The 24,002-nt window shown below is 61.8% G+C and carries 23 protein-coding genes; 19 read left to right on the top strand and 4 right to left on the bottom strand.

What is annotated here, in order from left to right:
• The 6 genes from ACK59L_RS18010 to ACK59L_RS17985 all read left to right on the top strand — a co-directional run.
• The coding region (locus ACK59L_RS18010) for a hypothetical protein (RefSeq protein WP_409275153.1) at positions 1-520 on the top strand (520 nt) is incomplete at its 5' end.
• A gap of 89 nt (positions 521-609) precedes the next feature.
• The gene (locus tag ACK59L_RS18005; RefSeq protein ID WP_409275151.1) at positions 610-1,392 is read left to right on the top strand and encodes a hypothetical protein; all 783 of its coding nucleotides are present in this window, start codon (positions 610-612) and stop codon (positions 1,390-1,392) included.
• The gene (locus tag ACK59L_RS18000) at positions 1,389-2,054 is read left to right on the top strand and encodes an ABC transporter ATP-binding protein (RefSeq protein WP_409275149.1); all 666 of its coding nucleotides are present in this window, start codon (positions 1,389-1,391) and stop codon (positions 2,052-2,054) included. The genes ACK59L_RS18005 and ACK59L_RS18000 overlap by 4 nt, the downstream gene beginning before the upstream one ends.
• Positions 2,047-3,216 carry an ABC transporter permease gene (locus ACK59L_RS17995; RefSeq protein ID WP_409275147.1) on the top strand — a complete coding sequence of 390 codons (1,170 nt, stop codon included), beginning with the start codon at positions 2,047-2,049 and terminating at the stop codon, positions 3,214-3,216. Before ACK59L_RS18000 ends, ACK59L_RS17995 begins: the two co-directional genes overlap by 8 nt.
• The gene (locus tag ACK59L_RS17990; protein WP_409275145.1) at positions 3,206-4,630 is read left to right on the top strand and encodes a TolC family protein; all 1,425 of its coding nucleotides are present in this window, start codon (positions 3,206-3,208) and stop codon (positions 4,628-4,630) included. Before ACK59L_RS17995 ends, ACK59L_RS17990 begins: the two co-directional genes overlap by 11 nt.
• A complete protein-coding gene (locus tag ACK59L_RS17985; protein ID WP_409275143.1) occupies positions 4,623-5,837 on the top strand; it encodes an efflux RND transporter periplasmic adaptor subunit in 1,215 nt (404 codons plus the stop codon). Before ACK59L_RS17990 ends, ACK59L_RS17985 begins: the two co-directional genes overlap by 8 nt.
• A gap of 21 nt (positions 5,838-5,858) precedes the next feature.
• Here the strand turns inward: ACK59L_RS17985 and yaaA are convergent, their stop codons facing one another.
• On the bottom strand, positions 5,859-6,638 hold the full coding sequence (gene yaaA, locus ACK59L_RS17980; protein WP_409275141.1) for a peroxide stress protein YaaA: 780 nt from the start codon (positions 6,636-6,638) through the stop codon (positions 5,859-5,861).
• Between the two features lie 136 nt (positions 6,639-6,774).
• Between yaaA and ACK59L_RS17975 the strand changes: the two genes are divergently transcribed.
• The 5 genes from ACK59L_RS17975 (at position 6,775) to moaE (ending at position 10,865) form a co-directional block, all read left to right on the top strand.
• Positions 6,775-7,917, top strand: coding sequence for a polysaccharide deacetylase family protein (locus ACK59L_RS17975; RefSeq protein ID WP_409275139.1), 1,143 nt, complete (start codon positions 6,775-6,777; stop codon positions 7,915-7,917).
• A 264-nt stretch (positions 7,918-8,181) separates the two neighbouring features.
• A complete protein-coding gene (locus ACK59L_RS17970; RefSeq protein WP_023534350.1) occupies positions 8,182-9,576 on the top strand; it encodes a PhoH family protein in 1,395 nt (464 codons plus the stop codon).
• Between the two features lie 121 nt (positions 9,577-9,697).
• Positions 9,698-10,168 carry a cyclic pyranopterin monophosphate synthase MoaC gene (gene moaC / locus ACK59L_RS17965; RefSeq protein WP_196135116.1) on the top strand — a complete coding sequence of 157 codons (471 nt, stop codon included), beginning with the start codon at positions 9,698-9,700 and terminating at the stop codon, positions 10,166-10,168.
• The gene (locus ACK59L_RS17960) at positions 10,168-10,413 is read left to right on the top strand and encodes a MoaD/ThiS family protein (protein WP_058637177.1); all 246 of its coding nucleotides are present in this window, start codon (positions 10,168-10,170) and stop codon (positions 10,411-10,413) included. The genes moaC and ACK59L_RS17960 overlap by 1 nt, the downstream gene beginning before the upstream one ends.
• A gap of 2 nt (positions 10,414-10,415) precedes the next feature.
• The gene (gene moaE, locus ACK59L_RS17955) at positions 10,416-10,865 is read left to right on the top strand and encodes a molybdopterin synthase catalytic subunit MoaE (protein WP_409275136.1); all 450 of its coding nucleotides are present in this window, start codon (positions 10,416-10,418) and stop codon (positions 10,863-10,865) included.
• 131 nt (positions 10,866-10,996) lie between these two features.
• On the opposite strand, the gene rhlB is transcribed toward moaE, so the two are convergent.
• Both rhlB and ACK59L_RS17945 read right to left on the bottom strand, forming a co-directional pair.
• Positions 10,997-12,445 carry an ATP-dependent RNA helicase RhlB gene (rhlB, locus tag ACK59L_RS17950; RefSeq protein ID WP_409275134.1) on the bottom strand — a complete coding sequence of 483 codons (1,449 nt, stop codon included), beginning with the start codon at positions 12,443-12,445 and terminating at the stop codon, positions 10,997-10,999.
• 100 nt (positions 12,446-12,545) lie between these two features.
• The gene (locus tag ACK59L_RS17945) at positions 12,546-13,202 is read right to left on the bottom strand and encodes an alpha/beta hydrolase (RefSeq protein ID WP_409275132.1); all 657 of its coding nucleotides are present in this window, start codon (positions 13,200-13,202) and stop codon (positions 12,546-12,548) included.
• A 331-nt stretch (positions 13,203-13,533) separates the two neighbouring features.
• Here ACK59L_RS17945 and ACK59L_RS17940 point away from each other — a divergent pair, with 331 nt between their 5' ends.
• From ACK59L_RS17940 to ACK59L_RS17925, 4 genes are all read left to right on the top strand, one after another.
• Positions 13,534-14,562: an amino acid ABC transporter substrate-binding protein gene (locus tag ACK59L_RS17940; protein WP_058604931.1), complete on the top strand. Its 1,029-nt coding sequence runs from the start codon at positions 13,534-13,536 to the stop codon at positions 14,560-14,562.
• A 66-nt stretch (positions 14,563-14,628) separates the two neighbouring features.
• Positions 14,629-15,807, top strand: coding sequence for an amino acid ABC transporter permease (locus ACK59L_RS17935; RefSeq protein ID WP_409275130.1), 1,179 nt, complete (start codon positions 14,629-14,631; stop codon positions 15,805-15,807).
• A gap of 10 nt (positions 15,808-15,817) precedes the next feature.
• Entirely contained in the window at positions 15,818-16,915 is a 1,098-nt protein-coding gene (locus ACK59L_RS17930) for an amino acid ABC transporter permease (protein WP_023534443.1), read from the top strand.
• 10 nt (positions 16,916-16,925) lie between these two features.
• On the top strand, positions 16,926-17,690 hold the full coding sequence (locus ACK59L_RS17925) for an amino acid ABC transporter ATP-binding protein (protein WP_027914459.1): 765 nt from the start codon (positions 16,926-16,928) through the stop codon (positions 17,688-17,690).
• Positions 17,691-17,762: 72 nt separating this feature from the next.
• On the opposite strand, the gene algW is transcribed toward ACK59L_RS17925, so the two are convergent.
• Positions 17,763-18,923 carry a Do family serine endopeptidase AlgW gene (algW, locus tag ACK59L_RS17920; protein ID WP_023534328.1) on the bottom strand — a complete coding sequence of 387 codons (1,161 nt, stop codon included), beginning with the start codon at positions 18,921-18,923 and terminating at the stop codon, positions 17,763-17,765.
• Positions 18,924-19,092: 169 nt separating this feature from the next.
• On the opposite strand from algW, the gene ACK59L_RS17915 reads away from it, so the two are divergent.
• The 4 genes from ACK59L_RS17915 to ACK59L_RS17900 all read left to right on the top strand — a co-directional run.
• Positions 19,093-19,851: a Nif3-like dinuclear metal center hexameric protein gene (locus tag ACK59L_RS17915; RefSeq protein WP_049696503.1), complete on the top strand. Its 759-nt coding sequence runs from the start codon at positions 19,093-19,095 to the stop codon at positions 19,849-19,851.
• Positions 19,852-20,044: 193 nt separating this feature from the next.
• The gene (gene cysD, locus ACK59L_RS17910) at positions 20,045-20,962 is read left to right on the top strand and encodes a sulfate adenylyltransferase subunit CysD (RefSeq protein WP_058604935.1); all 918 of its coding nucleotides are present in this window, start codon (positions 20,045-20,047) and stop codon (positions 20,960-20,962) included.
• Between the two features lie 177 nt (positions 20,963-21,139).
• Positions 21,140-23,041, top strand: a complete 1,902-nt coding sequence (gene cysN / locus ACK59L_RS17905) for a sulfate adenylyltransferase subunit CysN (protein ID WP_167338535.1) — start codon at positions 21,140-21,142, stop codon at positions 23,039-23,041.
• Positions 23,042-23,542: 501 nt separating this feature from the next.
• A partial coding sequence (locus tag ACK59L_RS17900) for a hypothetical protein (RefSeq protein ID WP_409275125.1) occupies positions 23,543-24,002 on the top strand: 460 nt, incomplete at its 3' end.

Genomic DNA, 24,002 nt, shown 5'->3' with positions numbered 1-24,002 from the left:
GAAGGATCGTCGCAGTCAATGCGTGGCCGGCCCACGCAGGCGTCTGATCCCTAACCACATGGAAGAGACGAGGCTTGAAACGATGAAGAACTGCATGCGAATCCTCTCTGCCACCGCAGTCATGCTGGCAGCGGCCCCAGCCCTTGCGGGGCCGCCCGTTGAAGTGACGTTCAGAAACCTCGGAACCGAGTCGGTGAAGCTTCAGCTGACCAATGCGAACGAGACCAGTACGTATCAGATTGCCAGGCCCACACCACTTCAGGAGGTACAGCCCGGCTCATCGATTACCTTTAGCGTGCAACGATTGGTGAGTCCCGATACCAACGGCGCCATGTTGAGGTATGCGGCAGGGGGTAAAACCTGTGCTTTCAGCACTACGTTCGTGATGATGATGTCCGGTGGCATCAAACAGCCTAAATGGAACAAGACCGCGACCCCTTCCGGTGGGGCCACGTGCACGGCTGTGAACTCTGGATTCAGCGCGAATTATGCCTGGAAGGCTGAATTCACCATGAAGTAAGCGGCTAAAAATGCCTGCAGTGCTTGGCGTCACAAGCACTGCGGGCATTTGGGCTGTCCGTGGAACTTCAAAATAGTGAGTGATTGGTCATGTCAAAAGTTGGTGAGTTTTCTGTTGCTCCACTCCGTGCGGTCGCTTCTACGCGCGTCCATACCCATTCAGCAGTCCCGAATCAAGAGGCCGCGGCAACCTCAGGTGCAACTCGCCAAGCCTCCCTTGATCTTTCTACGTTGTCCAAACAACTTGCAAGTGCCGCTCAGCGGGCGGCTGCGCGCGACAGTCAGCTTAGTCGGCAAGAGCTGGCTGCTTTGGCATCCAAGATACAGATGGAGCTAGGCGGAAGTGCGTATAGGCTTACCAAGCCCCTTCACGACGCACATGTCCCAGACACGGATGATCCCGAGTTATTGGCCAGGGCAAGGCAAGCCACGGATTTTCTGAACGGAAAGGGGAGTAATCCTTTCCAGAAACTGACAATTGAACAGCTCGCTTTGATTGGTTACGACGAAGGCGGCGATTTCACCCACAACGAGCGCCTCGCCGCAAGCAGAGAGTTAGGCAAGCGCTATGAAGTATGGTCCCGGGCGATGGTGGATAAAGCAAACGCTGAATATCAGCAGACGGGGTATCAAGATGAGGCGATCAGGGAAATTATTGCAACCTACAAGTCGCTGCCGCCCATTCTGGAAGCAGGTTTCGGCAATTACGAAGTCAACATGACCCTGATGATAGGCAAAACCGACCCCCCTCGCAGCGATGATCCCGATTCTCTGATCGACACCCTCCTGAAAACCGCCCGCAAGCTTGAAGAACAGGCAAAAAAAGATCACCCGCCGCTCGAAGGCCCTGACGAACCAGGCAAGCCCGCATGATGCCCGCCGTACAGCTGTGCAATGTCAGCCGTTTTCAGGGTGACGTGCCGGTGCTTCACGGCATCGACCTGTTGATCCCCAGCGGGCAAACGTGCGCTGTCATCGGCCCGTCCGGTTCGGGCAAGAGCACGTTGCTGAACCTCATTGGGCTGCTGGACCGCCCTTGCGCAGGCCAGGTATGGATCGGTGGTACCGACATGACAGGGGCCAGCGCCGACCAGCGCGCCGTGATGCGTAACCGCCTGATCGGCTTCGGCTTCCAGAGCTTCAACCTGCTGCCGCGGTTATGCGCCCTGGACAACGTGGCGTTGCCGCTGTCGTATCGAGGGCTGCGCTTGCCCGTTGCCCGCCAGCTCGCCGAGGTGCAATTGCGTGCCGTTGGCCTTGCCAGTCAGGCTGGCAAGCGGCCCGCCGAGATGTCCGGTGGTCAGCGCCAACGTGTGGCGATCGCGCGTGCGTTGGTCACCGAGCCGAACCTGCTGGTGGCCGATGAGCCCACCGGGAGCCTTGACGCCCAGACCGGTGAGCAGGTCCTGCAACTGCTGCTGACGCTCAACCGGGAGAGGGGCACGACCTTGCTGGTGGTCACCCATGACGCCAAAGTGGCGCACAGACTGCAGCGGCGTGTGCGCGTCGATCAAGGCAGGCTGACCGATGCATGAGCCCTACGGCCCTGGCTGGCAGCAACGTCTGAGAGAGGCATTGGACAACGTGCGGTTGATGGGGCGTCGTGCCTGGCTGGCCTTGCTGGGTATCGGCGTCGGCTGCGCGTCGGTAGTGGCGTTGCTGAACATGGGGCAAAGCGCAGCGCAGCATGCGCAGCAGCTGTATGAGGGCCTTGGCAGTGAGCTGATGGTCGCTGAACTGCAGCGCGAGGGCACGGCAGGCCCGAAAGCCGAACCTGATCTGACCGCCATGCCGGCGTCCGTACGGGCGGCCGTCGCGATCAGCGTGGCTGCGGCCAGCATTCGCCGTGCTGGCCTGCAGCAGGAGGCGATGATAATCGGCAGCGGCGCTGGCCTTGCCAGGTTGTTGAAGCTGGACGTGGACGAAGGTCGCTTGCTGTCGGCGCATGACGACAAGGCACCCCACGTGGTGCTGGGCAGCATCCTGGCCAGGCAGCTGGACGCCAAGACGGGCGATCGGTTGCAGATAGGCGGTTACGTGTATGACGTAGTTGGCCTGTTGGTCTCGACCGGTGACAACCCGCTGTTGCCGGTCATGCTCGACCAGGCCGTGTGGATGCCATTGGCAGGCATGCGCCGATTGACGCCGACGCCGGAGGTAAGCCTGGTGCTGGCACTGGGGCGCGACGCGCAGTCCCTGGCGTTGGCAGCCGATCACCTGTCCGCTTACCTGCAGATGCAGTTGCCGCGCCACCAGGTGCTCGTCAGGTTGCCCAGTCAACTGTTGGCGGGCATGACCGCTCAATCGCAAATGCTCACGTGGCTGTTGGCCGGGTTTGCCGGCATCGCCTTGTTGCTGGGCGGCATCGGGGTGATGAACATCATGCTCATGACGGTGGCCGAACGACGCCGAGAAATCGGTATTCGCCTTGCATTGGGCGCGCGGGCACAGGATATCGGCTGGTCATTTCTGCTCGAAGCCATGTTGCTGTCAGGCACGGGGGCGGTTGGCGGGGCCTTGATCGGCGTACTGGCCGCCTGGATTTTTGCCCTGCTGTCCGGGTGGCCTACTGGGCTGGCCCTGGCCGCGGTGCCGCTTGGCATGGTCAGTTCAGTGACCGTAGGGGTTGCCTGCGGGGTATACCCAGCGGTTGCGGCAGCAAGGTTGCAGCCGGTGGAGGCGCTGCGTGAAGACTAGTTGGCTGGCGCTGGCCTGGGTGTTGTCCATTCCCATCGCAGCCCGGGCAGATGCGGTCAGCGCGTTGGCCCTGGCCCGGACCGATCCAGTGCCGCTTCAACTCGATGAAGCCGTGGCCTTGGCATTGCGTGAAAACCGTGCCATTCGAAGCGCCCACCTCAAGCGTGTGGCGGACAGGTTCGACCTGCGCGTGGCGCGCGACCGATACGCCCCGCAGTTGCTGCTCAAGGCGCGCTACCTGCGTCACCGCGATCAGAACGACCGCCAGCGCGATGTGCAGCTCGTGCCTGCCGCCAGCCTGCTGACCCCCTTCGGTACACGCCTGGACCTTGACTGGTCTTATGACCACATCGAGATTGAGGGCCAACGGCCCCGCCAACGGGACGGGGCGAACCTGACCGTGGTCCAGCCCTTGCTGCGCGGCGCTGGCGTGGACGTCGCCACCGCCCCCTTGCGTCAGGCGCAACTGTCGGAGCAGCTCAACCGATTGGCCTTGCGCGAAACCGTGGGGCAGACCATCAGTCAGGTCATCCTGCTTTATCGAGCCTTGCTCCGTGCCCAGGAGCAGCAAAAGATCGCTGACCAGGCCTTGCAGCGTGCCCGGCGTTTGGTCGACGTGAACCGGGCGCTCATCGCAACCGGCCGCATGGCAGCGTTCGACATTGTTCAGACGCAAGCGGAAGTGGCCAACCAGGAGTTGGCCCGGGAGAACAGTCACCGGCAACTGGAAGAAAGTCGCCTGGCACTGGCCCAGACCTTGGCCATTGACTTGAGCACGCCACTGCTGGCCGTGGATGAGATCGAGCCACGCCAGGTCCACCTTGACGCTACCCGTGCGCTCGCCCGGGCCAAGGCTCTGCAACCGGCCTACCTCATGCAGCAGCTCACAGGCGAGCAGCTTGCCGTGGACCTGCTGTTGGCCAAGGACCAGCAGCGCTGGGACCTGTCGCTGGTTGCCGGCGCCGCGCAGGCCCACGAAAGGCCCGGCCTGCAGGCCAGCTGGCGGCATTACGTCGGGCTGGAGCTGGCGATCCCCATCGGTGACCTTCAGGCACGACAAGCTCAGGTGCGCACGCAGGTTGCGCTGCAAGAACATGCCCTGGGGCAGGCCGAAACCGACCAACAGCTGCAACGCGAAATCTTCAACGCCGTGAAGGATATTCAGGGGCGATGGCGGCAGTTGCAGATCGCCGGCCGGGCGCTGGCGTTATCCCGGCGCAAGCTTGCGATCGAGCAAGAAAAACTGTCGCTTGGCCGCTCAAGCAACTTCGAGGTCCTGAGCTTCGAAAGTGACCTTCGCTATGCTCAGCATGCGCGTCTGGATGCGGCTATCGCCTATCTCAATGGTCAGACAAGCCTTGACCAACTGCTGGGCACGACCCTTGGGCGCTGGGGGGTTGTACTCCATGACTAACTGGCGCAACGGTCTGCTGCTGCTAGTGCTGAGCGTCGGATTCGGCGCGTGGTATCAGGGGGGCCGCTCGGTGCAGCCTGAGACGGCGCGATGGGTGCGCATCGAGCCGCAGACGCTCGAGCAACGACTGGGCTTGGTCGGTCGCCTCCAGGCTGCGCGTCAGGTGACGGTGAATGCGCCCTTCGAGGGACGGGTGGCAGCGGTTTTGGCACAGCCTGGGCAGCAGGTAAGCGCGGGTGATCCACTGTTCACCCTCGATACCGAACAGCTCGACATCGAATTGCGCATGGCTCAGGCGGCCTGGTTGAAAGCCCGCCGCTACGCGGACGCACTGGAGCACTGGACCACCGGTCCCGAGGTGGCCCGGGCGAAACGAAACCTGAGCAGCGCCCGCAATGCGCTGTCCACAAGTCAGCTGGACCTGGAAGAAAACCGGCGCCTTTTCGAGCGCGGGATCGTCGCGGGTATGGAAGTTCGTAGCCTGATCCAGCTGGTCGACATGCATGCGCAGGCGCTGCTTGAGGCCGAGCAGGCGTTGGAGCAGACCCTTGCACAGGGTCAAGGCGACGCCCTTCAGATTGCCCGTATGGAGCTGCTGAACGCTGAAGCTCAGTACCATGCGCTGCTCGCGCTGCATGGGCAACGCACCGTCAATGCGCCTTTGAGCGGCGTTGTCGTCCCTGCCAAGACCGCAGGCGTCAATCAGGTCGTGCCCTTGCAGGCTGGCCAACACGTCGCGCGCGGCGTGCCAGTGCTCGAGCTCATCGGCCTGGACCGATTGCAGGTGCTGGCAACAGTCGAGGAGCAGGACTTGCCCAACGTACAGCAAGGGCAGCATGTGCGAGTCACCGTGGCCGGGCAGCACCTTGAAGGCAAACTAGGTCCCATCGCTCAGCAACCCAGGACGCTGGATGGCGCAGGGGCCTGGTATGAAGTGGTGGCCGAACTCGAGCTGCCCGCCGAGCCAGCCCGCTCTAGCTTGCGCCTGGGCATGAGCGCGCAGGTGGACATACGTATCTCGAGCAAGGCCCAGGCGTTGGTCATCCCGCCAGAGGCGCTGCAGCGCGGCAGCGCAGGTGAGCACGTCGTGTGGTTTCGTGAGGACCCTGGCCAAGCGCCGAGCGAGGTGACCGTCAGCGTGGACGGCATAGGGCCCCAGGGGGTCGAGGTGTCAGGGCTGGGGGCAGGGTACGTCAGGTTACCCTGATGCCCCGACGCGCTCGGCGCCCTATGCTTCGGGCTGATCGCGCAAGAACACCAGGTGATCGACCTTCGACTGCTCGGCGCTGTAGTAATACCCCTGCACGTCGAACTGCTTGAGCTGCGCTGGGTCACTGATGCGCTCTTCGATGACGAAGCGGCTCATTATACCGCGCGCCTTCTTGGCGTAGAAGCTGATGATCTTGTGCTGGCCGTTTTTCAGGTCCTTGAAGTCCACATTGATCACCCGGGCCTTCAGGGCGCTGCGCTTGACCGCGCTGAAATATTCGTTGCTGGCCAGGTTCAGCAGCAGATCGTCGCCCTGTTCGGCCAGGGCCTCGTTGAGCCACTCGCTGATACGCGTGCCCCAGAACGCGTAAAGGTCCTTGCCGCGGGCGTTGGCCAGCTTGGTGCCCATTTCCAGGCGATAGGGCTGCATCAGGTCCAGCGGGCGCAGCAGGCCGTAGAGGCCGGAGAGCATGCGCAGGTGATCCTGGGCGTAGCTGAGGTCGTCTTCACCCAAGGTCTGGGCGTCCAGGCCGGTGTAGACGTCACCTTTGAAGGCCAGCAGGGCCTGCTTGGCGTTCTCTGGCGTGAACGTGGGTGTCCAGCTGCCGAAACGCGCGGCGTTCAGGCCCGCGAGCTTGTCGGACAGGTGCATCAGTTCGCTGATCTGCGCCGGGCTCATTTCTCGCAGCTGCTCGATCAGTTCCTGGGAATGGTCGAGGTGGCGGGGCAGGGTGAAGCGCTCGGTCACCGGTGGGGTGTCGTAGTCGAGGGTCTTGGCGGGGGAAATCACCGTCAGCATCGGATCTGCTCCTGGCATCAAAGAGCGGGGATTCTAAGGGTTGGACGAGGCAAGTCCAAACTATGGCGACAATAGTCAACGCCCATGGCCGATGCAGCGGCTATAGTGCCTGTTTTCCTTGAACGGAGCCCTGACCGTGCGCGTCGTTTCAGCCCTGCTGACTGGCCTGTTGAGCCTGGCCGTGCAAGCCGCCCCTTCCACGCCGGCCAGCCTGGACCGTGGCCTGTGGCCCGAGCAACTGGACAGCCCTGCGCTGTTCGATGTGGCGTCGCGGGCCGAAATCCTCTCGTTCGCCCGGGTACTGCACGAGAACGAGCTGCTCGACGAGAACGCCCTGGCAGCCCGGCTGGGCCTGCGGCAGGTCAACTTGCAGAAGATCAGGCAGGTGCGGGCGCGGCTGTGGCAGCGTCTTTGGCAGGGTTATCAACAGGCGCAACGCAGTTGCGAGCAAGATGCGTCCTTTTGCTATGCGGTGACGTCGATGGCCGAACTGCGCTTGCAAGCTGCGACCTTCGCCACCGATGTGGGTGAGTTCTACACCGGCTGGATCGAGCCCAGCCGGCAATTTCATGAGCAGTACCTGAACGAGCAACTGCGCAAGGCGGCGTTGTTGCCCCAGACCAGCAGCGAAGTACAGCGGCTGTCTGCAGCCGAGCGCAACGGCGATGAACTCAATGACCGGCTGTTTCTGCTCACCTTTGCCGGTGGGCCGGGCGCGGCGGCAGGCACCACCGACGAGCTGACTGCCTACTTGCGCAAGCAGAAACTCGACGGGACGTTCTTCGTGCTCGGCAGCCGTTTGCAGCAACGTCGCGACGGCGAGTCGCTGGCGGCCCTGCGGCGCTTGTATGCTGGCCAGTGCGTAGGCATTCAGGGGTGGGAATACCGGTCCCATGCGCAGTGGACGGATTGGCAGGCCTCGATCAGCCGCAGTCAGGCACGGGTGCGGGCAGACCTGCCCGACCAGTATGTGCCGCTGTTTCGCCCACCGTATGGCCAACGGCGGGCCGACGGCCAGGCGTTCATGCAGCGTCAGCAGTTGCAGGTCTCGCTGTGGGACATCGATGCGCAGGACGACTCGGGCTTGAGTGCGCAGGCCTCAGCCCAGCGTGTGTTGACCTTGATGCTGCTATGGCGCAAAGGCGTGATCCAGTTTCACGACGCCTTGCCCAAGGCCAGGCCTGCGGTGCAATGGCTGCTTGAGCACACCGCGCAAAGCGGCATTGGTTGGCAGGATTGTCGCGAATATGGACAGGGCGAGCAGCAACCTGACTTCTGACTGTAGACCTGCTTGGCGCTGGCGCCAAGGCCTGTTCGTCAATCGGAAAAATAAAGTTGGCAATCGCATGAAAATGCTTTTTCCGGTCATGGCTTTTGCGGTATGAAGAAACCAGACAGCCGATTCCTGCAGCACAGGTGGCGTCACATCGGTCCACCTGGCCAGATCGCTTCCCGCCCGTAACAACGCGGATACGGGAAGAACGGCAGTCACTCCGCGGCGTAACAGACCACGCCGTGCCGCTTCGACATAAGGTGACCGAGTATGGATGACCAAGGACGCACCCCTTCCTCCAGCAAGCCAATCCTCTATGTGCTCGATACCAACGTCCTGATTCACGACCCCAACGCATTACTCAACTTCGAGGAGCACCACGTCGCCATTCCCATGACGGTGCTGGAGGAACTCGACAAGCTCAAGGCCGGTAAGCAAAGCATTGCTGCCGAATGCCGCCAGGCCATCCGCCTGATCGACCAGACGCTGGGTGATGCCTCGCCCAGCGTGGTGGAGCAGGGGGTACCCATCCAGCGTGGCAAGAGTGGGCCAAAAGGGTATCTGTCCATCCTGATGACTCCTCGCAACGAGCCGAACAAGCTGTTGCCCGAAACCCTTAACGACAACATCATCATCAATCAGCTGCTCGAAGTCAGGGCACGGCGCACCGACCTGGACGTGGTGCTGGTCACCAAGGACATCAACATGCGCCTGAAGGCGCGCGCCTGCGGCATCGCCGCCGAGGACTACAGCACCGACCAGCTGGTCGACGACGTGTCGCTGTTGTCCAAGGGCTACCATTCAGTCACCGGCTCGTTCTGGGATCGGGTCAGCAAGGTCGACACGCGTCAGGAACGTGGCCGTACCTGGCACCGGGTGCAACTGGCCGAGCCGCTGCCTGCGGTGCACGTGAACGAGTTCATCATTGATGAGCAAGGGTTCGTTGGCTGGATCAAGGGCACGCGTGAGGGCGAACTGCTGCTGCTCGACCTGCACCAGGAGCCGCTGCTGCACCAGGAAGCCTGGGGCCTGAAACCGCGTGACATTCATCAGAGCCTGGCGCTGTTGGCGCTGCTCGATCCGGATATCCACCTGGTCAACCTGACCGGGGCGGCGGGGTCGGGCAAGACCATCCTGGCACTGGCGGCGGCCATCGAGCAGACCATGGTCAGCAAGCGCTACCGGCGCATCATCGCCACCCGAAGCGTGCAGGGGCTCGACCAGGAGATCGGTTTTCTGCCGGGAACAGAGGCCGAGAAGATGGAGCCTTGGCTGGGCGCCATTACCGACAACCTCGAAGCCTTGCACATGGACGATGAAAGCACCCACGGCAGTGTCGAGTACATCCTCGAACGTGTGCCGCTGCAGTTCAAGTCGCTCAACTACATCCGTGGTCGCAGCTTCCAGCAGAGCCTGATCCTCATCGATGAGTGCCAGAACCTCACGCCGCACCAGATGAAAACCATCATCACCCGTGCCGGCGCGGGATCGAAGGTGGTGTGCCTGGGTAACCTGGCGCAGATCGATACACCCTACCTGTCCGCGACCAGTTCGGGCCTGACCTACCTGACCGAACGCTTCAAGGACTTCCCCCATGGCGTGCACATCACCCTGCAAGGGGTGCCTCGGTCGGTGCTGGCCGAGTTCGCCGAGTCACACATGTAGTAGCCCCGCGCGCCGGGCGGTTCACCGCCCGGCGGCTTCGGGCCGCAATGCGTCGGCCTGGCCCCTGCTCAAACCTGACCCACCGGTTTACACTCTCAGCTCCCTTCACAGGAGCAGAGCAGTGCTGACACATCTTGATTCCCAAGGGCGGGCCAACATGGTCGACGTCACTGAAAAAGCCGTGACCGAGCGCGAGGCCATGGCCGAAGCGCGCGTGCGCATGTTGCCGCGCACCCTGCAGATGATCGTCGACGGTGAGCACCCCAAGGGTGATGTCTTCGCCGTGGCGCGCATCGCCGGCATCCAGGCGGCGAAGAAGACCAGCGACCTGATTCCGTTGTGTCATCCGCTGATGCTGACCAGTGTCAAGGTCGAGCTCAGCGCCGAGGGCAGTGATGCAGTGCGCATCGTCGCCCGGTGCAAGCTGGCCGGGCAGACCGGTGTGGAGATGGAGGCGCTGACGGCGGCCAGCGTAGCCGCGTTGACCCTCTATGACATGTGCAAGGCCGTGGACAAGGGCATGGTCATCGAGCAAGTGCGCCTGCTGGAGAAGCTAGGCGGCAAAAGCGGCCCGTACAAGGTGCAAGGCTGATGAAGATCAAGGTGATGTATTTCGCTCGCTACCGGGAGCGGCTGGAGCGCGGTAGCGAGTCGCTCGAAGGGACGTTCAGGGTAGTGGACGATGTGCGCCTGGCGTTGGTGGGTAGAGGCGAGCCTTACCAGGTGCTGGCCGAGCAAAACCTGATGTGCGCGCGCAACGAGGAATTGTGCAGGCTGGATGAGCCTGTGCAAGACGGCGACGAAGTGGCCTTCTTTCCGCCTGTGACCGGAGGTTGAGCATGGCCGTTCGGGTACAGGAAGGCGCTTTCGATCCGGGCGTTGAGACCAGCGCCTTGCATGCGGCCAACGTGGGTGTCGGGGCAGTGGTCAGTTTCATCGGCTACGTGCGGGACTTCAACGACGGCCAGGAGGTGGCGGGCATGGTGCTCGAGCATTATCCCGGCATGACCGAGAAGGCCCTGGCCAAGATCGTGGCCGAGGCACAGCAGCGCTGGCCGTTGTTGAAGGTCGAGGTGCTGCACCGCGTGGGGCATTTGGCGCCCGGCGAGCCGATCGTGTTCGTCGGCGTGGCCAGTGCCCATCGGCAGGCCTCGTTCGAGGCTTGCAACTTCATCATGGATTACCTGAAGACCCGGGCACCGTTCTGGAAGAAGGAAACGACCGGGCAAGGGGAACGATGGGTGGACGGACGTCAGAGCGATCAGGACGCGGCGGGGCGATGGGGGTAGGGGGGCGCGATTGACCTTGGGCGCTGCACGAACGCCCGGGGATCTGTGGTGCCCAGGGCCGCTGCGCGGCCCATCGAGGCCGGTCCGGCGGCCAGGAGCATGGGCAGATCGACCTGACCGACCCAACCCGATCAGGCGTGCTTGCGCGGCACCGGGTTGAGCAACTCCTCAGGCGGCATCTCGCACTTGATCTTGCGCCCCAGCAGCGTCTCGATCGCAGGCAACTGGTACGAATCATCTTCGCCAGCAAAGCTGATCGATACGCCGCTGGTGCCTGCCCGGCCGGTCCGGCCGATCCGGTGCACGTAGTCGTCAGGGTCTTCCGGCAGGGTGAAATTGATGACATGGCTGATGCCGTCGATATGGATCCCGCGTCCAGCCACATCGGTCGCCACCAGCACCGTGATGCGCCCCTCACGGAAGTTCTCGAGGGTACGGATACGCTTGTGCTGGGGTACATCGCCGGACAACTGCGCGGCATTGACACCATCGCGTACCAGTTTTTCCTCGATACGGCGTACTTCGTCCTTGCGGTTGGCGAACACCATCACCCGTTCCCACTTGTTCTGGGTCACCAGGTTGTACAGCAGCTTGTACTTGTCGCTGCCAGCCACCGCATAAACGTGCTGCTCGACCGTTTCGCTGGCCACGTTCTCGGGCTCGATCTCGACGATGGCGGGATTGGTCGTCCACTGCTTGGCCAGGTTCATCACGTCATCGGTGAAAGTGGCCGAGAACAGCAGCGTCTGGCGCTCGCTCTTGGGCGGCGTCTGGCGAATGATCTGGCGCACCTGCGGGATGAAGCCCATGTCCAGCATGCGGTCGGCTTCGTCCAGCACCATCACCTCGACCATGTCCAGGTGCACCTCGCCACGCTGGTTGAAATCCAGCAGGCGGCCGGGCGTAGCTACCAGGATGTCGCAGTGCCGTGCTTCCAGGGCCTTGAGCTGCTTGTCGAAGTCCATGCCGCCGACGAAGCTCATCACGTTCAGGCCGGTGTATTTGGTCAAGGCAACCGCGTCCTTGGCGATCTGCACCACCAGTTCGCGGGTGGGGGCGATGATCAGTGCACGTGGCTCGCCCATGTAGCGTTCCTTGGGCGGGGGCGTCTGTTGCAGCTGGGAAATGATCGAGATCAGAAACGCGGCAGTCTTGCCCGTACCGGTCTGGGCCCTGCCGATCGCATCCTGGCCGCGCAGCGTGAAGCCCAGCACCTGCGCCTGGATTGGCGTGCAGTAGGGGAAACCCAGGTCGTGAATGGCGTGCATTAGCTCGTTGGAGAGTTTGAAGTCGTGGAAACGCGTCTTGCCCTCTTGGGGCTCGACCACGAAGTCCTCCGGTTTCCACAGGCTGGCCTGCGGCTTGGGTTTTGGCTTGCGCTCTCGACGCGGTTTGTCGCTGGCAGGCTTGGTAGCGGCAGGTTGTTCGACCTGGGCGGCAGGCTGGGTGCGCGCAACGGCAGGGGCCGATGGCGCATGGGCCTGAGGGGCCGCTGGCGCCGGGGCAGTGCTGGCAGTGGGCGCAGTGGCCTGGGGGGCAATGTCTCCCTTGCCGAATATTTTCTTGAGTGCCTTGAGCACGGTCATCTCGTCAATTGGTTAAGGAATGTACGCCGGGCAGTGTAATGCAAGATCCCTGCTCGGCGTAGTGCAATGGCCTTGAACGACCCGTGCGCGCGGCTTACTGAAGTTGCGTGGTCAGCCATTGGAGGATGTCGTTCAGCTCTTCGACGACCACTTCATGTTTCATTGGGTACTCGTGCCAGCGGGCAGCGACGCCCCAGGTGTTCAGGTACTCGAAGGCCGTGCGCCCCATCGATGGGATCACCACCGGGTCGTGCACGCCATGCAGGCACAGGGCCGGGGTGCGTTGCTGGCACGCGCTCAGGGTGTGCGCGTCAGCGAAGGTGGGGGCATAAGTGGAGAGGGCCAGCACGCCACCCAGGGCTTCCTGCCACTTTATATAGGCCGTGTGCAGCACCACGGCGCCGCCTTGGGAGAACCCGGCCAGGAAGATGCGCGACAGGCTGATGCCCTTGGCCTGCTCGGCCTTGATCAAGGCGATGACCTGCTCGGCCGAGGCATCGAGCTCGGCCTCGTCGATGGCCCTGGCCGGCGTCATGGCCTTGATGTCGTACCAACTGGGCATGGCGTAGCCGCCGTTGATGGTCACCGGCCGGGTCGGCGCCTGGGGCATGACGAACCGGGTCGTGAGCAGATGCTGCTGCATGAATTCGGCCACCGGTAGGAAGTCGTAACGGTCCGCGCCCAGGCCGTGCAACCAGATCACACAGGCATCTGCGGCTTTTTGAGGTTCGAGAATGAGTGGGTCGGTCATGGCTGCTCCGAAAACGTGCGTGTGGAAGAGGTCGTGCTTGAAAAGAAGGCGCGCGCCCGGCGAGTCGGAAAAAGAATGTCGCAACGATGCAACTTTCCCTACTTGACTCGTGCTTAAACGCTCAAGCCACGCAATCTGGTACGCGGTTTGCACTTCCATCTGTGATGCAAAGGACAGGCCGAGACGGTAACACCCTTTGCACGCGAAGGCTGTCACAGAACAGCCCATTGCGCCAAGTGACCCAATAACAAGCCAATACGGGTCGGATGCGCCTCAAAAGGGTGCGGTGCAATTCCGGCTCGATACAACAAGAGCGATTTGGAGGTTGTGAATGAAGATGTTGAAAACCACCCTGGCAGTCCTGACCGCTGCCGCTGCCCTGGGCGCTGTGAGCACGGCCCAGGCCGGGGCGACGCTCGATGCGGTTAAGAAGAAGGGCTTCGTCCAGTGTGGCGTGAGTGACGGTCTTCCTGGCTTCTCGGTTCCGGATGCACAAGGCAAGATCGTCGGGATCGACGCCGATGTCTGTCGCGCCGTGGCGGCAGCCGTGTTCGGGGACGCGACCAAGGTCAAGTTCAGCCAGCTCAACGCCAAGGAACGCTTCACCGCGCTGCAATCGGGCGAAGTCGACGTGCTGTCGCGCAACACCACCTGGACCAGCTCGCGCGATGCCGGCATGGGCCTGATGTTCACCGGGGTCACCTATTACGACGGCGTAGGTTTCCTGGTCAACAAGAAGCTTGGCGTATCCAGTGCCAAGGAGCTCGATGGCGCGACCATCTGCATCCAGGCCGGCACCACGACCGAACTGAACGTATCGGACTTCTTCCGCGCCAATGGCCTGAAATACACCCCCATCACCTTCGACACCTCGGATGAAAGCGCCAAGTCCCTGGAGTCTGGCCGTTGCGATGTGCTGACGTCGGACAAATCTCAACTGTTCGCCCAGCGTTCCAAGCTGGCTGCCCCGGCTGACTACGTGGTACTGCCGGAAACCATTTCCAAGGAACCGTTGGGGCCGGTCGTGCGCAAGGGTGACGAGGAGTGGTTCAGCATCGTCAAGTGGACCCTGTTCGCCATGCTCAATGCTGAAGAAGCCGGCATCACCTCCAAGAACGTCGAGGCCGAGGCCAAGGGCACCAAGAACCCGGACGTGGCGCGTCTGCTCGGTGGCGACGGCGAGTACGGCAAGGACCTCAAGCTGCCCAAAGACTGGGTAGTACAGATCGTCAAGCAAGTGGGCAACTACGGCGAAGTGTTCGAGAAGAACCTTGGCCAGAGCACCGACCTGAAGATCGACCGTGGCATGAATGCCCTGTGGAACAACGGCGGCATCCAGTACGCACCCCCTGTGCGCTGATGGTTGCACCTGCGGCGGCATCCCGCCGCCGCAGGCGGTCCGCTACCCTTTTCTTCGGGGCATTTCATGCAAAATCCAATTGGCGCACGAAAGGGTTTATCCCTGAGCGATCCACGTGTGCGCGCGTGGCTGTTCCAGCTACTGACCATCGTCTTCGTGGTCGGTCTGGGCTGGTACCTGTTTCACAACACGCAAACCAACCTGCAGCACCGGGGCATCACCTCGGGGTTTGACTTTCTTGACCGCAGTGCCGGCTTCGGCATCGCCCAGCACCTGATTCCCTACGTGGAGTCGGACAGCTATGCGCGGGTGTTCGTCATCGGGCTGCTCAACACCTTGCTGGTGACCCTCATCGGCGTAGTGCTGGCCACACTGCTGGGCTTCATCATCGGCGTCGCCAGGCTGTCACCGAACTGGATGATCAACAAGCTGGCTACCGTGTATGTGGAAACCTTCCGCAACATCCCGCCGCTGTTGCAGATCCTGTTCTGGTACTTCGCCGTGTTCCTGACCCTGCCAGGGCCGCGGGGGAGCATCAACATCGACGACGCGTTCTTCATCAGCAACCGCGGCCTGAACATGCCTGGGGCCTCCATGGCAGAAGGCTTCTGGCCCTTCGTGGCTGCCCTGCTGGTAGCTGTGCTGGCGACCGTGCTGATGGTGCGCCGAGCCAACCGGCGCTTCGAAGAAACCGGCCAGCCGTTTCACAAGTTCTGGGTAGGGCTGGCGCTGATGATCACCATCCCAAGTGCCTGTGTGCTGTTGTTCGGCAGCCCCGTGCAGTGGGAGGTGCCGCAACTCAAGGGCTTCAACTTTGTCGGCGGCTGGGTACTGATCCCTGAACTGCTGGCGTTGACCCTGGCCTTGACGATCTACACGGCGGCGTTCATCGCCGAAATCGTGCGCTCGGGCATCCGTTCGGTCAGCCACGGCCAGACCGAGGCTGCGCGTTCGCTAGGGCTGCGCGAAGGGCCAACCTTGCGCAAGGTAATCATCCCGCAGGCGCTGCGCGTGATCATTCCACCGCTTACCAGCCAGTACCTGAACCTGGCGAAGAACTCCTCGCTGGCCGCAGGCATCGGCTACCCGGAAATGGTTTCGTTGTTCGCCGGCACCGTACTCAACCAGACCGGCCAGGCCATCGAAGTGATCGCCATCACCATGAGCGTCTACCTGGCCATCAGCATCAGCATTTCGCTGTTGATGAATTGGTACAACAAGCGCATCGCGCTGATCGAACGGTGAGGACACGCCTGTGAATGCCCATGTTTTCAAACCTGACATGCCGCCTCCGGTCAAGACCGTCGGTGTGCTCGCCTGGATGCGTGCCAACCTGTTCTCCAGCTGGCTCAACACCCTGCTTACCCTGTTCGCCATCTACCTGGTCTGGCTGATCGTGCCGCCGCTGCTGCAGTGGGCGTTGATTGACGCGAACTGGGTGGGCACCACCCGTGCCGACTGCACCAAGGAAGGCGCCTGCTGGGTGTTCATCCAGCAGCGTTTCGGCCAGTTCATGTATGGCTACTACCCATCCGAGTTGCGCTGGCGGGTGGACCTGACGGTATGGCTGGCGGTGCTGGGCGCAGCGCCGCTGTTCATCCGCAGCTTCCCGCGCAAGGCGGTCTACGGCCTGGGGTTTCTGGTGCTGTACCCGTTGGTGGCCTACACCCTGCTGCACGGCGGACTGTTCGGCCTGGAGACGGTACCGACCAGCCAGTGGGGCGGTCTGATGCTGACGCTGGTGATCGCCACCGTGGGCATCGTCGGGGCCTTGCCCCTGGGGATCGTACTGGCACTGGGGCGGCGCTCGCGCATGCCGGCGGTGAAAGTGGTGTGCGTAACCTTCATCGAGTTCTGGCGAGGCGTGCCACTGATCACGGTGTTGTTCATGTCGTCGGTGATGCTGCCGCTGTTCCTGCCCGAGGGCATGAGCTTCGACAAGCTGCTACGGGCCATGATCGGGGTGATCCTGTTCCAGTCGGCGTACATCGCCGAAGTGGTGCGTGGGGGCCTGCAAGCCATCCCCAAGGGGCAGTACGAAGCCGCCGCCGCCATGGGGCTGGGCTACTGGCGCTCGATGGGGCTGGTGATCCTGCCCCAGGCGCTCAAGCTGGTTATCCCTGGCATCGTCAACACCTTCATCGCCCTGTTCAAGGACACCAGCCTTGTGATCATCATCGGCCTGTTCGACCTGCTCAACAGCGTCAAGCAAGCTGCCGCCGACCCGGCCTGGCTGGGCATGGCCACCGAAGGCTATGTGTTCGCCGCCCTGGTTTTCTGGATTTTCTGTTTCGGTATGTCCCGCTACTCCATGCACCTGGAGCGCAAGCTGGACACTGGCCACAAGCGTTAGGAGTTTCGAAATGAGTGAAGCGATCAAGCAGCCTGCCGGCCCCGAAGGCATCATCCAGATGCAGGGCGTGAACAAGTGGTATGGCCAGTTCCATGTGCTCAAGGACATCAACCTCAATGTTCGCCAAGGCGAGCGCATCGTGCTGTGCGGGCCCTCGGGCTCGGGCAAGTCCACCACCATCCGCTGCCTGAACCGCCTGGAAGAACATCAGCAAGGGCGAATTGTGGTTGACGGTGTGGAGCTGACCAACGACCTCAAGCAGATCGAGGCCATCCGCCGCGAAGTGGGCATGGTGTTCCAGCACTTCAACCTGTTCCCGCACCTGACCATCCTGGAAAATTGCACTTTGGCCCCCATGTGGGTGCGCAAGATGCCCAAGCGCAAGGCCGAGGAAATCGCCATGCACTACCTGGAGCGAGTGCGTATCCCGGAGCAGGCGCACAAATACCCAGGGCAGTTGTCCGGTGGTCAGCAGCAGCGCGTGGCCATCGCCCGGGCGTTGTGCATGAAGCCCAAGATCATGCTGTTCGATGAGCCGACCTCGGCGCTGGACCCGGAAATGGTCAAGGAAGTGCTCGATACCATGGTTGGCCTGGCCGAAGATGGCATGACCATGCTCTGCGTGACCCACGAAATGGGCTTTGCCCGCACTGTGGCGAACCGGGTGATCTTCATGGACAAGGGCGAGATCGTCGAGCAGGCGTCACCGGACGATTTCTTCGACCGGCCACAGAGCGACCGCACGCGCTTGTTCCTTAGCCAGATTCTGCATTGATGCAGTAGAAGGGCGGTTGGCCTGCGTGGCGCCGCAGGCCAATCCCAAGCGCCCACGTGCTGGGCACTTGCGTTACTTTTCTTCCTGCTTGGCCACCGGCGCTGGCGGTGGCCGCAGGCCTACCTCGGCGATCAGCTTGAGCTGCTGACCGTTGCGCATCACCTCGATGGTGATCTTTTCGTTGGGCTTGATGCGCGCCACCTGGTTCATCGACCGGCGGCCATCGCCCGCCGGCTCGCCGTTGATGCTCAGGATCACATCCCCCAACTGCAGACCGGCCTTGGCCGCCGGGCCTTCGCGGAAAATGCCCGCCACCACGATGCCTGGCCGGTCCTTCATGCCGAACGACTCGGCAAGCTCTGCGCTTAGCGGCTGAACTTCGATGCCCAGCCAGCCCCGGATGACCTGGCCGTGCTCGACGATCGACTTCATCACCTCAAGGGCCAGCTTCACTGGAATGGCGAAGCCGATGCCTTGCGAGCCACCCGACTTGGAGAAAATGGCGGTGTTGATGCCGATCAGGTTGCCGTTGGCATCCACCAGGGCGCCGCCCGAATTGCCCGGGTTGATCGCCGCGTCGGTCTGGATGAAATCTTCGTAGTTGTTCAGGCCCAGCTGGTTACGGCCGGTGGCGCTGATGATACCCATGGTCACGGTCTGGCCGACCCCGAACGGGTTGCCGATCGCAAGGGACACGTCGCCGATGCGAATGGTATCGGAGCGCCCGATGGTGATGGCCGGCAGTTTCTTCAGGTCGATCTTGAGCACCGCCAGGTCCGTCTCCGGGTCGCTGCCGATCACCCTGGCCAAGGTTTCCCGGCCATCCTTGAGCGCCACAACGATCTGGTCGGCGCCGCTGGTCACATGGTTGTTGGTCAGCAGATAGCCCTCGGGGCTCATGATCACCGCTGAGCCCAGGCTGGACTCCCAGCGGCGTTGCTTGGGCAGGTTGTCGCCGAAGAACCGGCGGAACTGCGGGTCTTCGAACAGCGGGTGCGAGCTCTTGTTCACCACCTTGGTGGTGTACAGGTTGGCCACCGCAGGCGCAGCCAGGGTAACGGCGTCGGCATAGGAGACCGGGCCCTGCACCACCTGCGTGGACTGGGGCGCCTGTTGCAGGTTGACATCCTGGCTGGGCAAGCCGACCCACTCCGGAAAGCGTTGGATGATCAGGGCGGCGATGAGCACGCCGGTGAGCAGGGGCCAGCCAAAGTAACGCAGAGCCTTGAACATGAACGAATCCTGGAAAGAGCCGGGGCCTGGGGCCGCGCAGTGGAGCGTGGGCGCGCGATCATACACCGGTTCCCCCAGTGCCGACGACGGCCCATAATGGCCGGCATTATACGGACCTTCGCCAGGCCTTGCGCCTGGCAGGCACGCAGTTTTTTCGAGGAGATTTCCCATGGCCGTCGCGCTGAGTACATTGGTCGAAGAAGCCGAGCGCTACCTGGGCAGCAGCAGGATCCAGGACTATTGCCCCAACGGCTTGCAGGTCGAAGGCCGGCCGCAGGTCGGGCGCATCGTCACTGGCGTGACCGCCAGCCAGGCCTTGCTCGATGCAGCCGTTGAGGCTCAAGCCGATCTTGTGCTGGTGCACCATGGTTATTTCTGGAAGGGGGAAAACCCCTGCATCACCGGCATTCGCCAGCGACGCCTGAAAACCCTGCTCAACAACGACATCAGCCTGCTGGCCTTTCACCTGCCGCTCGACGTCCATCCGGAAGTGGGCAACAACGTGCAGCTGGCGCAACAGCTTCAGATCACCGTAGAGGGCCCGCTCGACCCAGACAACCCGAAGGTGGTCGGGCTGGTCGGGTCGCTGGCCCAACCCATGACTGCCCGCGATTTCGCCCGCCGTGTGCAGGATGTGCTGGGGCGTGAGCCGTTGCTGGTCGAAGAAGACAGAGTCGTTCGTCGTGTGGGATGGTGCACCGGCGGCGGGCAGGGGTACATCGACACGGCCATCGCGGCCGGGGTGGACCTGTACCTGACCGGCGAAGCGTCGGAACAGACCTACCACAGCGCCCGCGAAAACGGCGTGAGCTTCATCGCCGCAGGGCACCATGCGACCGAGCGCTACGGAGTGCAGGCATTGGGCGATTACCTGGCACGGCGTTTTGCCGTGGAGCACCTGTTCATCGACTGCCCAAATCCGATCTGACCGACCTGTCGGCGCAGGCCGCGTGGCAGTGGGTTGGCAGGCTTGAGCGCCGACCCGCAGCCCAAACCCGCAGTCATATGGTTAGACGCTTTCGATCTATCCAGGCGCCTAAATAGAAGCATCTGCTGTGATAGAGTGGCTCGCTCGAACACGGCCCGCTGGCCGTCCATAAGATCGTTTTTCGTGAGTAGCCATGGTCGACAAACTGACGCACTTGAAACAGCTGGAGGCGGAAAGCATCCATATCATCCGCGAGGTGGCCGCCGAGTTCGACAACCCGGTCATGCTGTACTCGATCGGCAAGGATTCCGCCGTGATGCTGCACCTGGCGCGCAAGGCTTTCTTCCCGGGCAAGCTGCCGTTCCCGGTGATGCACGTCGACACCCAGTGGAAATTCCAGGAGATGTACCGCTTCCGCGACAAAATGGTCGAGGAAATGGGGCTCGACCTGATCACCCACGTCAACCCCGAGGGTGTGGCCCAGGGCATCAACCCGTTCACCCATGGCAGCTCCAAGCACACCGACATCATGAAGACCCAGGGCCTCAAGCAGGCGCTGGACAAGCATGGTTTCGATGCCGCTTTCGGTGGCGCGCGCCGCGACGAAGAAAAGTCGCGTGCCAAGGAGCGCGTATACTCCTTCCGTGACAGCAAGCACCGCTGGGACCCGAAGAACCAGCGTCCTGAGCTGTGGAACGTGTACAACGGCAAGGTCAACAAAGGCGAGTCCATTCGTGTGTTCCCTCTGTCGAACTGGACCGAGCTGGACATCTGGCAATACATCTACCTCGAAGGCATCCCGATCGTGCCGCTGTACTTCGCCGCCGAGCGCGAAGTCATCGAGAAGAATGGCACCCTGATCATGATCGACGACGCGCGCATCCTCGAGCACCTGTCCGAGGAAGAAAAAGCCCGCATCGTCAAGAAGAAGGTGCGTTTCCGTACCCTGGGCTGCTACCCGTTGACGGGCGCCGTGGAGTCCGAAGCCGAGACGCTCACCGACATCATTCAGGAAATGCTCCTGACCCGCACCTCCGAGCGCCAGGGCCGGGTCATCGACCACGACGGCGCCGGGTCCATGGAAGACAAGAAACGCCAGGGCTATTTCTAAGCTTCAAGCGGCAAGCTGCAAGAGCAATCGAGCGCGCAGCGTTCGAACCTTGTGGATTGCCGCCTGCATGGCCCGCGAGCGCTCCAGAATGCCAAGTGGGTTGATCAACCTAATTTCTAACTAGTTGTACGCCGACAAGCTTGCCGCTTGAAGCTGACAGCTTGGAGCTTGAATGAGATGAGTCACCAATCCGATTTGATCAGCGAAGACATCCTCGCTTATCTGGCTCAGCACGAGCGCAAAGAACTGCTGCGTTTCCTGACCTGCGGCAACGTGGATGACGGCAAGAGCACCTTGATCGGGCGCCTGCTGCATGACTCGAAGATGATTTACGAGGACCACCTCGAAGCCATCACCCGTGATTCGAAGAAGTCCGGCACCACAGGCGAGGAAGTGGACTTGGCGCTGCTGGTCGATGGCCTGCAGGCTGAGCGCGAGCAGGGCATCACCATCGACGTGGCCTACCGTTACTTCTCCACGGCCAAGCGCAAGTTCATCATTGCCGACACCCCGGGCCACGAGCAGTACACACGTAACATGGCGACCGGCGCATCCACCTGCGATCTGGCCATCATCCTGGTCGATGCCCGCTACGGTGTGCAGACCCAGACCCGCCGCCACAGCTACATCGCCTCGTTGCTGGGCATCAAGCACATCGTGGTCGCCGTCAACAAGATGGACCTCAAGGGCTTCGATGAAGGCGTCTTCGAGTCGATCAAGGCCGACTACCTGGCCTTCGCCGAAGCCATCAACCTGACGCCTAGCAGCCTGCACTTCGTGCCGATGTCCGCGCTCAAGGGTGACAACGTGGTCAACCACAGCGAGCAGTCGCCGTGGTACACCGGCCCGACATTGATGGAAATCCTGGAAACCGTGGAAGTGGCGGCCGACCGCAACTTCACCGACCTGCGTTTCCCGGTGCAGTACGTCAACCGCCCCAACCTGAACTTCCGTGGTTTCGCAGGCACCCTGGCCAGCGGCGTGGTGCACAAGGGCGATGAAGTCGTCGTGCTGCCGTCGGGCAAGAGCAGCCGTGTGAAGTCCATCGTCACCTACGAAGGCGAGCTGGAAAGTGCAGGCCCGGGTCAGGCCGTGACCCTGACCATGGAAGACGAAATCGACATCTCCCGTGGCGACCTGCTGGTGCATGCCGACAATGTGCCGCCTGTGACCGACCAGTTCGAAGCCATGCTGGTGTGGATGGCCGAAGAGCCGATGCTGCCGGGCAAGAAGTACGACATCAAGCGTGCGACCAGCTACGTGCCGGGTTCGATTGCCAGCATCACCCACAAGGTGGACGTCAATACCTTGGAAAAAGGCGCTGCCAGCGCCTTGCAGCTGAACGAGATCGGTCGCGTCAAGGTGTCCTTGGACAGCGCCATTGCGCTGGACGGCTACGAGAGCAACCGCACCACTGGCGCGTTCATCGTCATCGATCGCCTGACCAACGGCACCGTGGGCGCCGGCATGATCATCGCCCAGCCTGTGCTGCCCCATGGCAGCGCCGGGCAGCATGGCAAGTCGGCGCATGTCTCGACCGAAGAGCGTGCCCTGCGCTTTGGTCAGCAGCCGGCGACCGTACTGTTCAGCGGCCTGTCCGGCGCTGGCAAGAGCACCCTGGCCTACGCTGTGGAGCGCAAACTGTTCGACATGGGCCGTGCCGTTTACGTACTCGACGGGCAGAACCTGCGCCATGACCTGAACAAGGGCCTGCCACAGGATCGCGCTGGCCGTACCGAGAACTGGCGCCGCGCCGCCCATGTGGCGCGCCAGTTCAACGAAGCCGGCTTGCTGACCCTGGCCGCCTTCGTGGCCCCGGATGCCGAAGGCCGCGAACAGGCCAAGGCCCTGATCGGCAAGGACCGCCTGGTGACCGTCTACGTTCAGGCCTCGCCACTGGTGTGCCGCGAACGCGATCCGCAGGGCCTGTATGCCGCCGAAGGCGACAACATCCCAGGCGAAAGCTTCCCGTTCGATGTGCCACTGGACGCCGATCTGGTCATCGATACCCAGGCCACTAGCGTGGATGAAGGTGTGAAGCTGGTGCTGGATGTGTTGAGGCAGCGTGGGGCGATCTAATCGCTGGCTTGCAAAAAAACCCGCTTCGGCGGGTTTTTTGTATACGCGTAATCCGTTGCTTTTGCGGGGTCCGTAAGAGCAACTGTCTTGCTGAGAATCTGAAAGGTTGCGCAACCAGGAGGTATAGCCGCGAACACTGGCAAAACTGGTGCCATTCACCGCCGCGTGCAAAGAGTCTTCCCTAAGCCTCAGAGCTGTATCCATACCCGGGAGGCTAGCGATTTTTAATTCTGAATCCTGCAAGCCCCTCTGACGCTCTCCACTCCAAGAGCCGCGCCATGCCTTGTTCGGAGCATCCTTCTCTTTCGTCGTCGGTGTCGGTTAAGGGTGTTCGCCGTGGCATATATCTTCTATTGGGGAGCAGGCGCTCATGATGTATTCAGACGGATCCTACAAGTTAAAACTTACTCCGTCAGGTAAGCTTCAATTGCTCATTGAAAATATGAGTGTGCTTTTAGGCACAAAAAGCGCCGTTATAAATTCCAGCAGTGGAGGGGCTGTATGGCTTTGCGTAGTGAATTAATGCCACCCAAACTTGATGAGAAGCTAGTTTCGAAGCTTACTAGTCTTTCTGAGGAAATAGACTGCGGGCAACGCGACCTGACTGAACACATGGTTCTCGAGTTTAATCAGCTCGCCTCAACTTCCTTTGATTTCCTGGATTTTCAAGGTATCTACGGTGGCCAAGATCATGATACTTGGGTCCGCAAAGTCTTATATGAACCCTCTATCAAGCCGGTTTCCGACGTTACTACCGATGAGCTGGTTGAGATGATGCGAAGGGTCATGGAGTGTGAAGGTGCTGAACATGAGGTTGATTTTTGGTTGTTTATGTTGGAAGTGAATGTACCTAATGAGCGACTCGTGGATTTGATTTTTCGCCCCCATGTGTATTTCGCTGTCCCCGATTTTTCTCAGGAGTTATCACCTGAGCAAGCAGTTTATTTGGCGCTGAACACAA

This window comes from Pseudomonas sp. KCJK9111 (genome assembly GCF_046231935.1).
Classification (GTDB): domain Bacteria; phylum Pseudomonadota; class Gammaproteobacteria; order Pseudomonadales; family Pseudomonadaceae; genus Aquipseudomonas; species Aquipseudomonas parafulva_B.
Note: the sequence above shows the minus strand (reverse complement) of the source record. Positions and strands in the feature narration are given on the sequence as shown.

Bases quoted from the DNA above. Each gene is read 5' to 3' on its own strand.
- ACK59L_RS17970 (WP_023534350.1), top strand. From the start codon at position 8,182: ATGGATGACCAAGGACGCACCCCTTCCTCCAGCAAGCCAATCCTCTAT.
- cysN (WP_167338535.1), top strand. From the start codon at position 21,140: ATGAGTCACCAATCCGATTTGATCAGCGAAGACATCCTCGCTTATCTG.
- moaE (WP_409275136.1), top strand. From the start codon at position 10,416: ATGGCCGTTCGGGTACAGGAAGGCGCTTTCGATCCGGGCGTTGAGACC.
- ACK59L_RS18000 (WP_409275149.1), top strand. From the start codon at position 1,389: ATGATGCCCGCCGTACAGCTGTGCAATGTCAGCCGTTTTCAGGGTGAC.
- ACK59L_RS17995 (WP_409275147.1), top strand. From the start codon at position 2,047: ATGCATGAGCCCTACGGCCCTGGCTGGCAGCAACGTCTGAGAGAGGCA.
- ACK59L_RS18005 (WP_409275151.1), top strand. From the start codon at position 610: ATGTCAAAAGTTGGTGAGTTTTCTGTTGCTCCACTCCGTGCGGTCGCT.
- algW (WP_023534328.1), bottom strand. From the start codon at position 18,923: ATGTTCAAGGCTCTGCGTTACTTTGGCTGGCCCCTGCTCACCGGCGTG.
- ACK59L_RS17940 (WP_058604931.1), top strand. From the start codon at position 13,534: ATGAAGATGTTGAAAACCACCCTGGCAGTCCTGACCGCTGCCGCTGCC.
- yaaA (WP_409275141.1), bottom strand. From the start codon at position 6,638: ATGCTGACGGTGATTTCCCCCGCCAAGACCCTCGACTACGACACCCCA.
- cysD (WP_058604935.1), top strand. From the start codon at position 20,045: ATGGTCGACAAACTGACGCACTTGAAACAGCTGGAGGCGGAAAGCATC.
- ACK59L_RS17960 (WP_058637177.1), top strand. From the start codon at position 10,168: ATGAAGATCAAGGTGATGTATTTCGCTCGCTACCGGGAGCGGCTGGAG.
- ACK59L_RS17935 (WP_409275130.1), top strand. From the start codon at position 14,629: ATGCAAAATCCAATTGGCGCACGAAAGGGTTTATCCCTGAGCGATCCA.
- ACK59L_RS17925 (WP_027914459.1), top strand. From the start codon at position 16,926: ATGAGTGAAGCGATCAAGCAGCCTGCCGGCCCCGAAGGCATCATCCAG.
- ACK59L_RS17915 (WP_049696503.1), top strand. From the start codon at position 19,093: ATGGCCGTCGCGCTGAGTACATTGGTCGAAGAAGCCGAGCGCTACCTG.
- ACK59L_RS17985 (WP_409275143.1), top strand. From the start codon at position 4,623: ATGACTAACTGGCGCAACGGTCTGCTGCTGCTAGTGCTGAGCGTCGGA.
- ACK59L_RS17945 (WP_409275132.1), bottom strand. From the start codon at position 13,202: ATGACCGACCCACTCATTCTCGAACCTCAAAAAGCCGCAGATGCCTGT.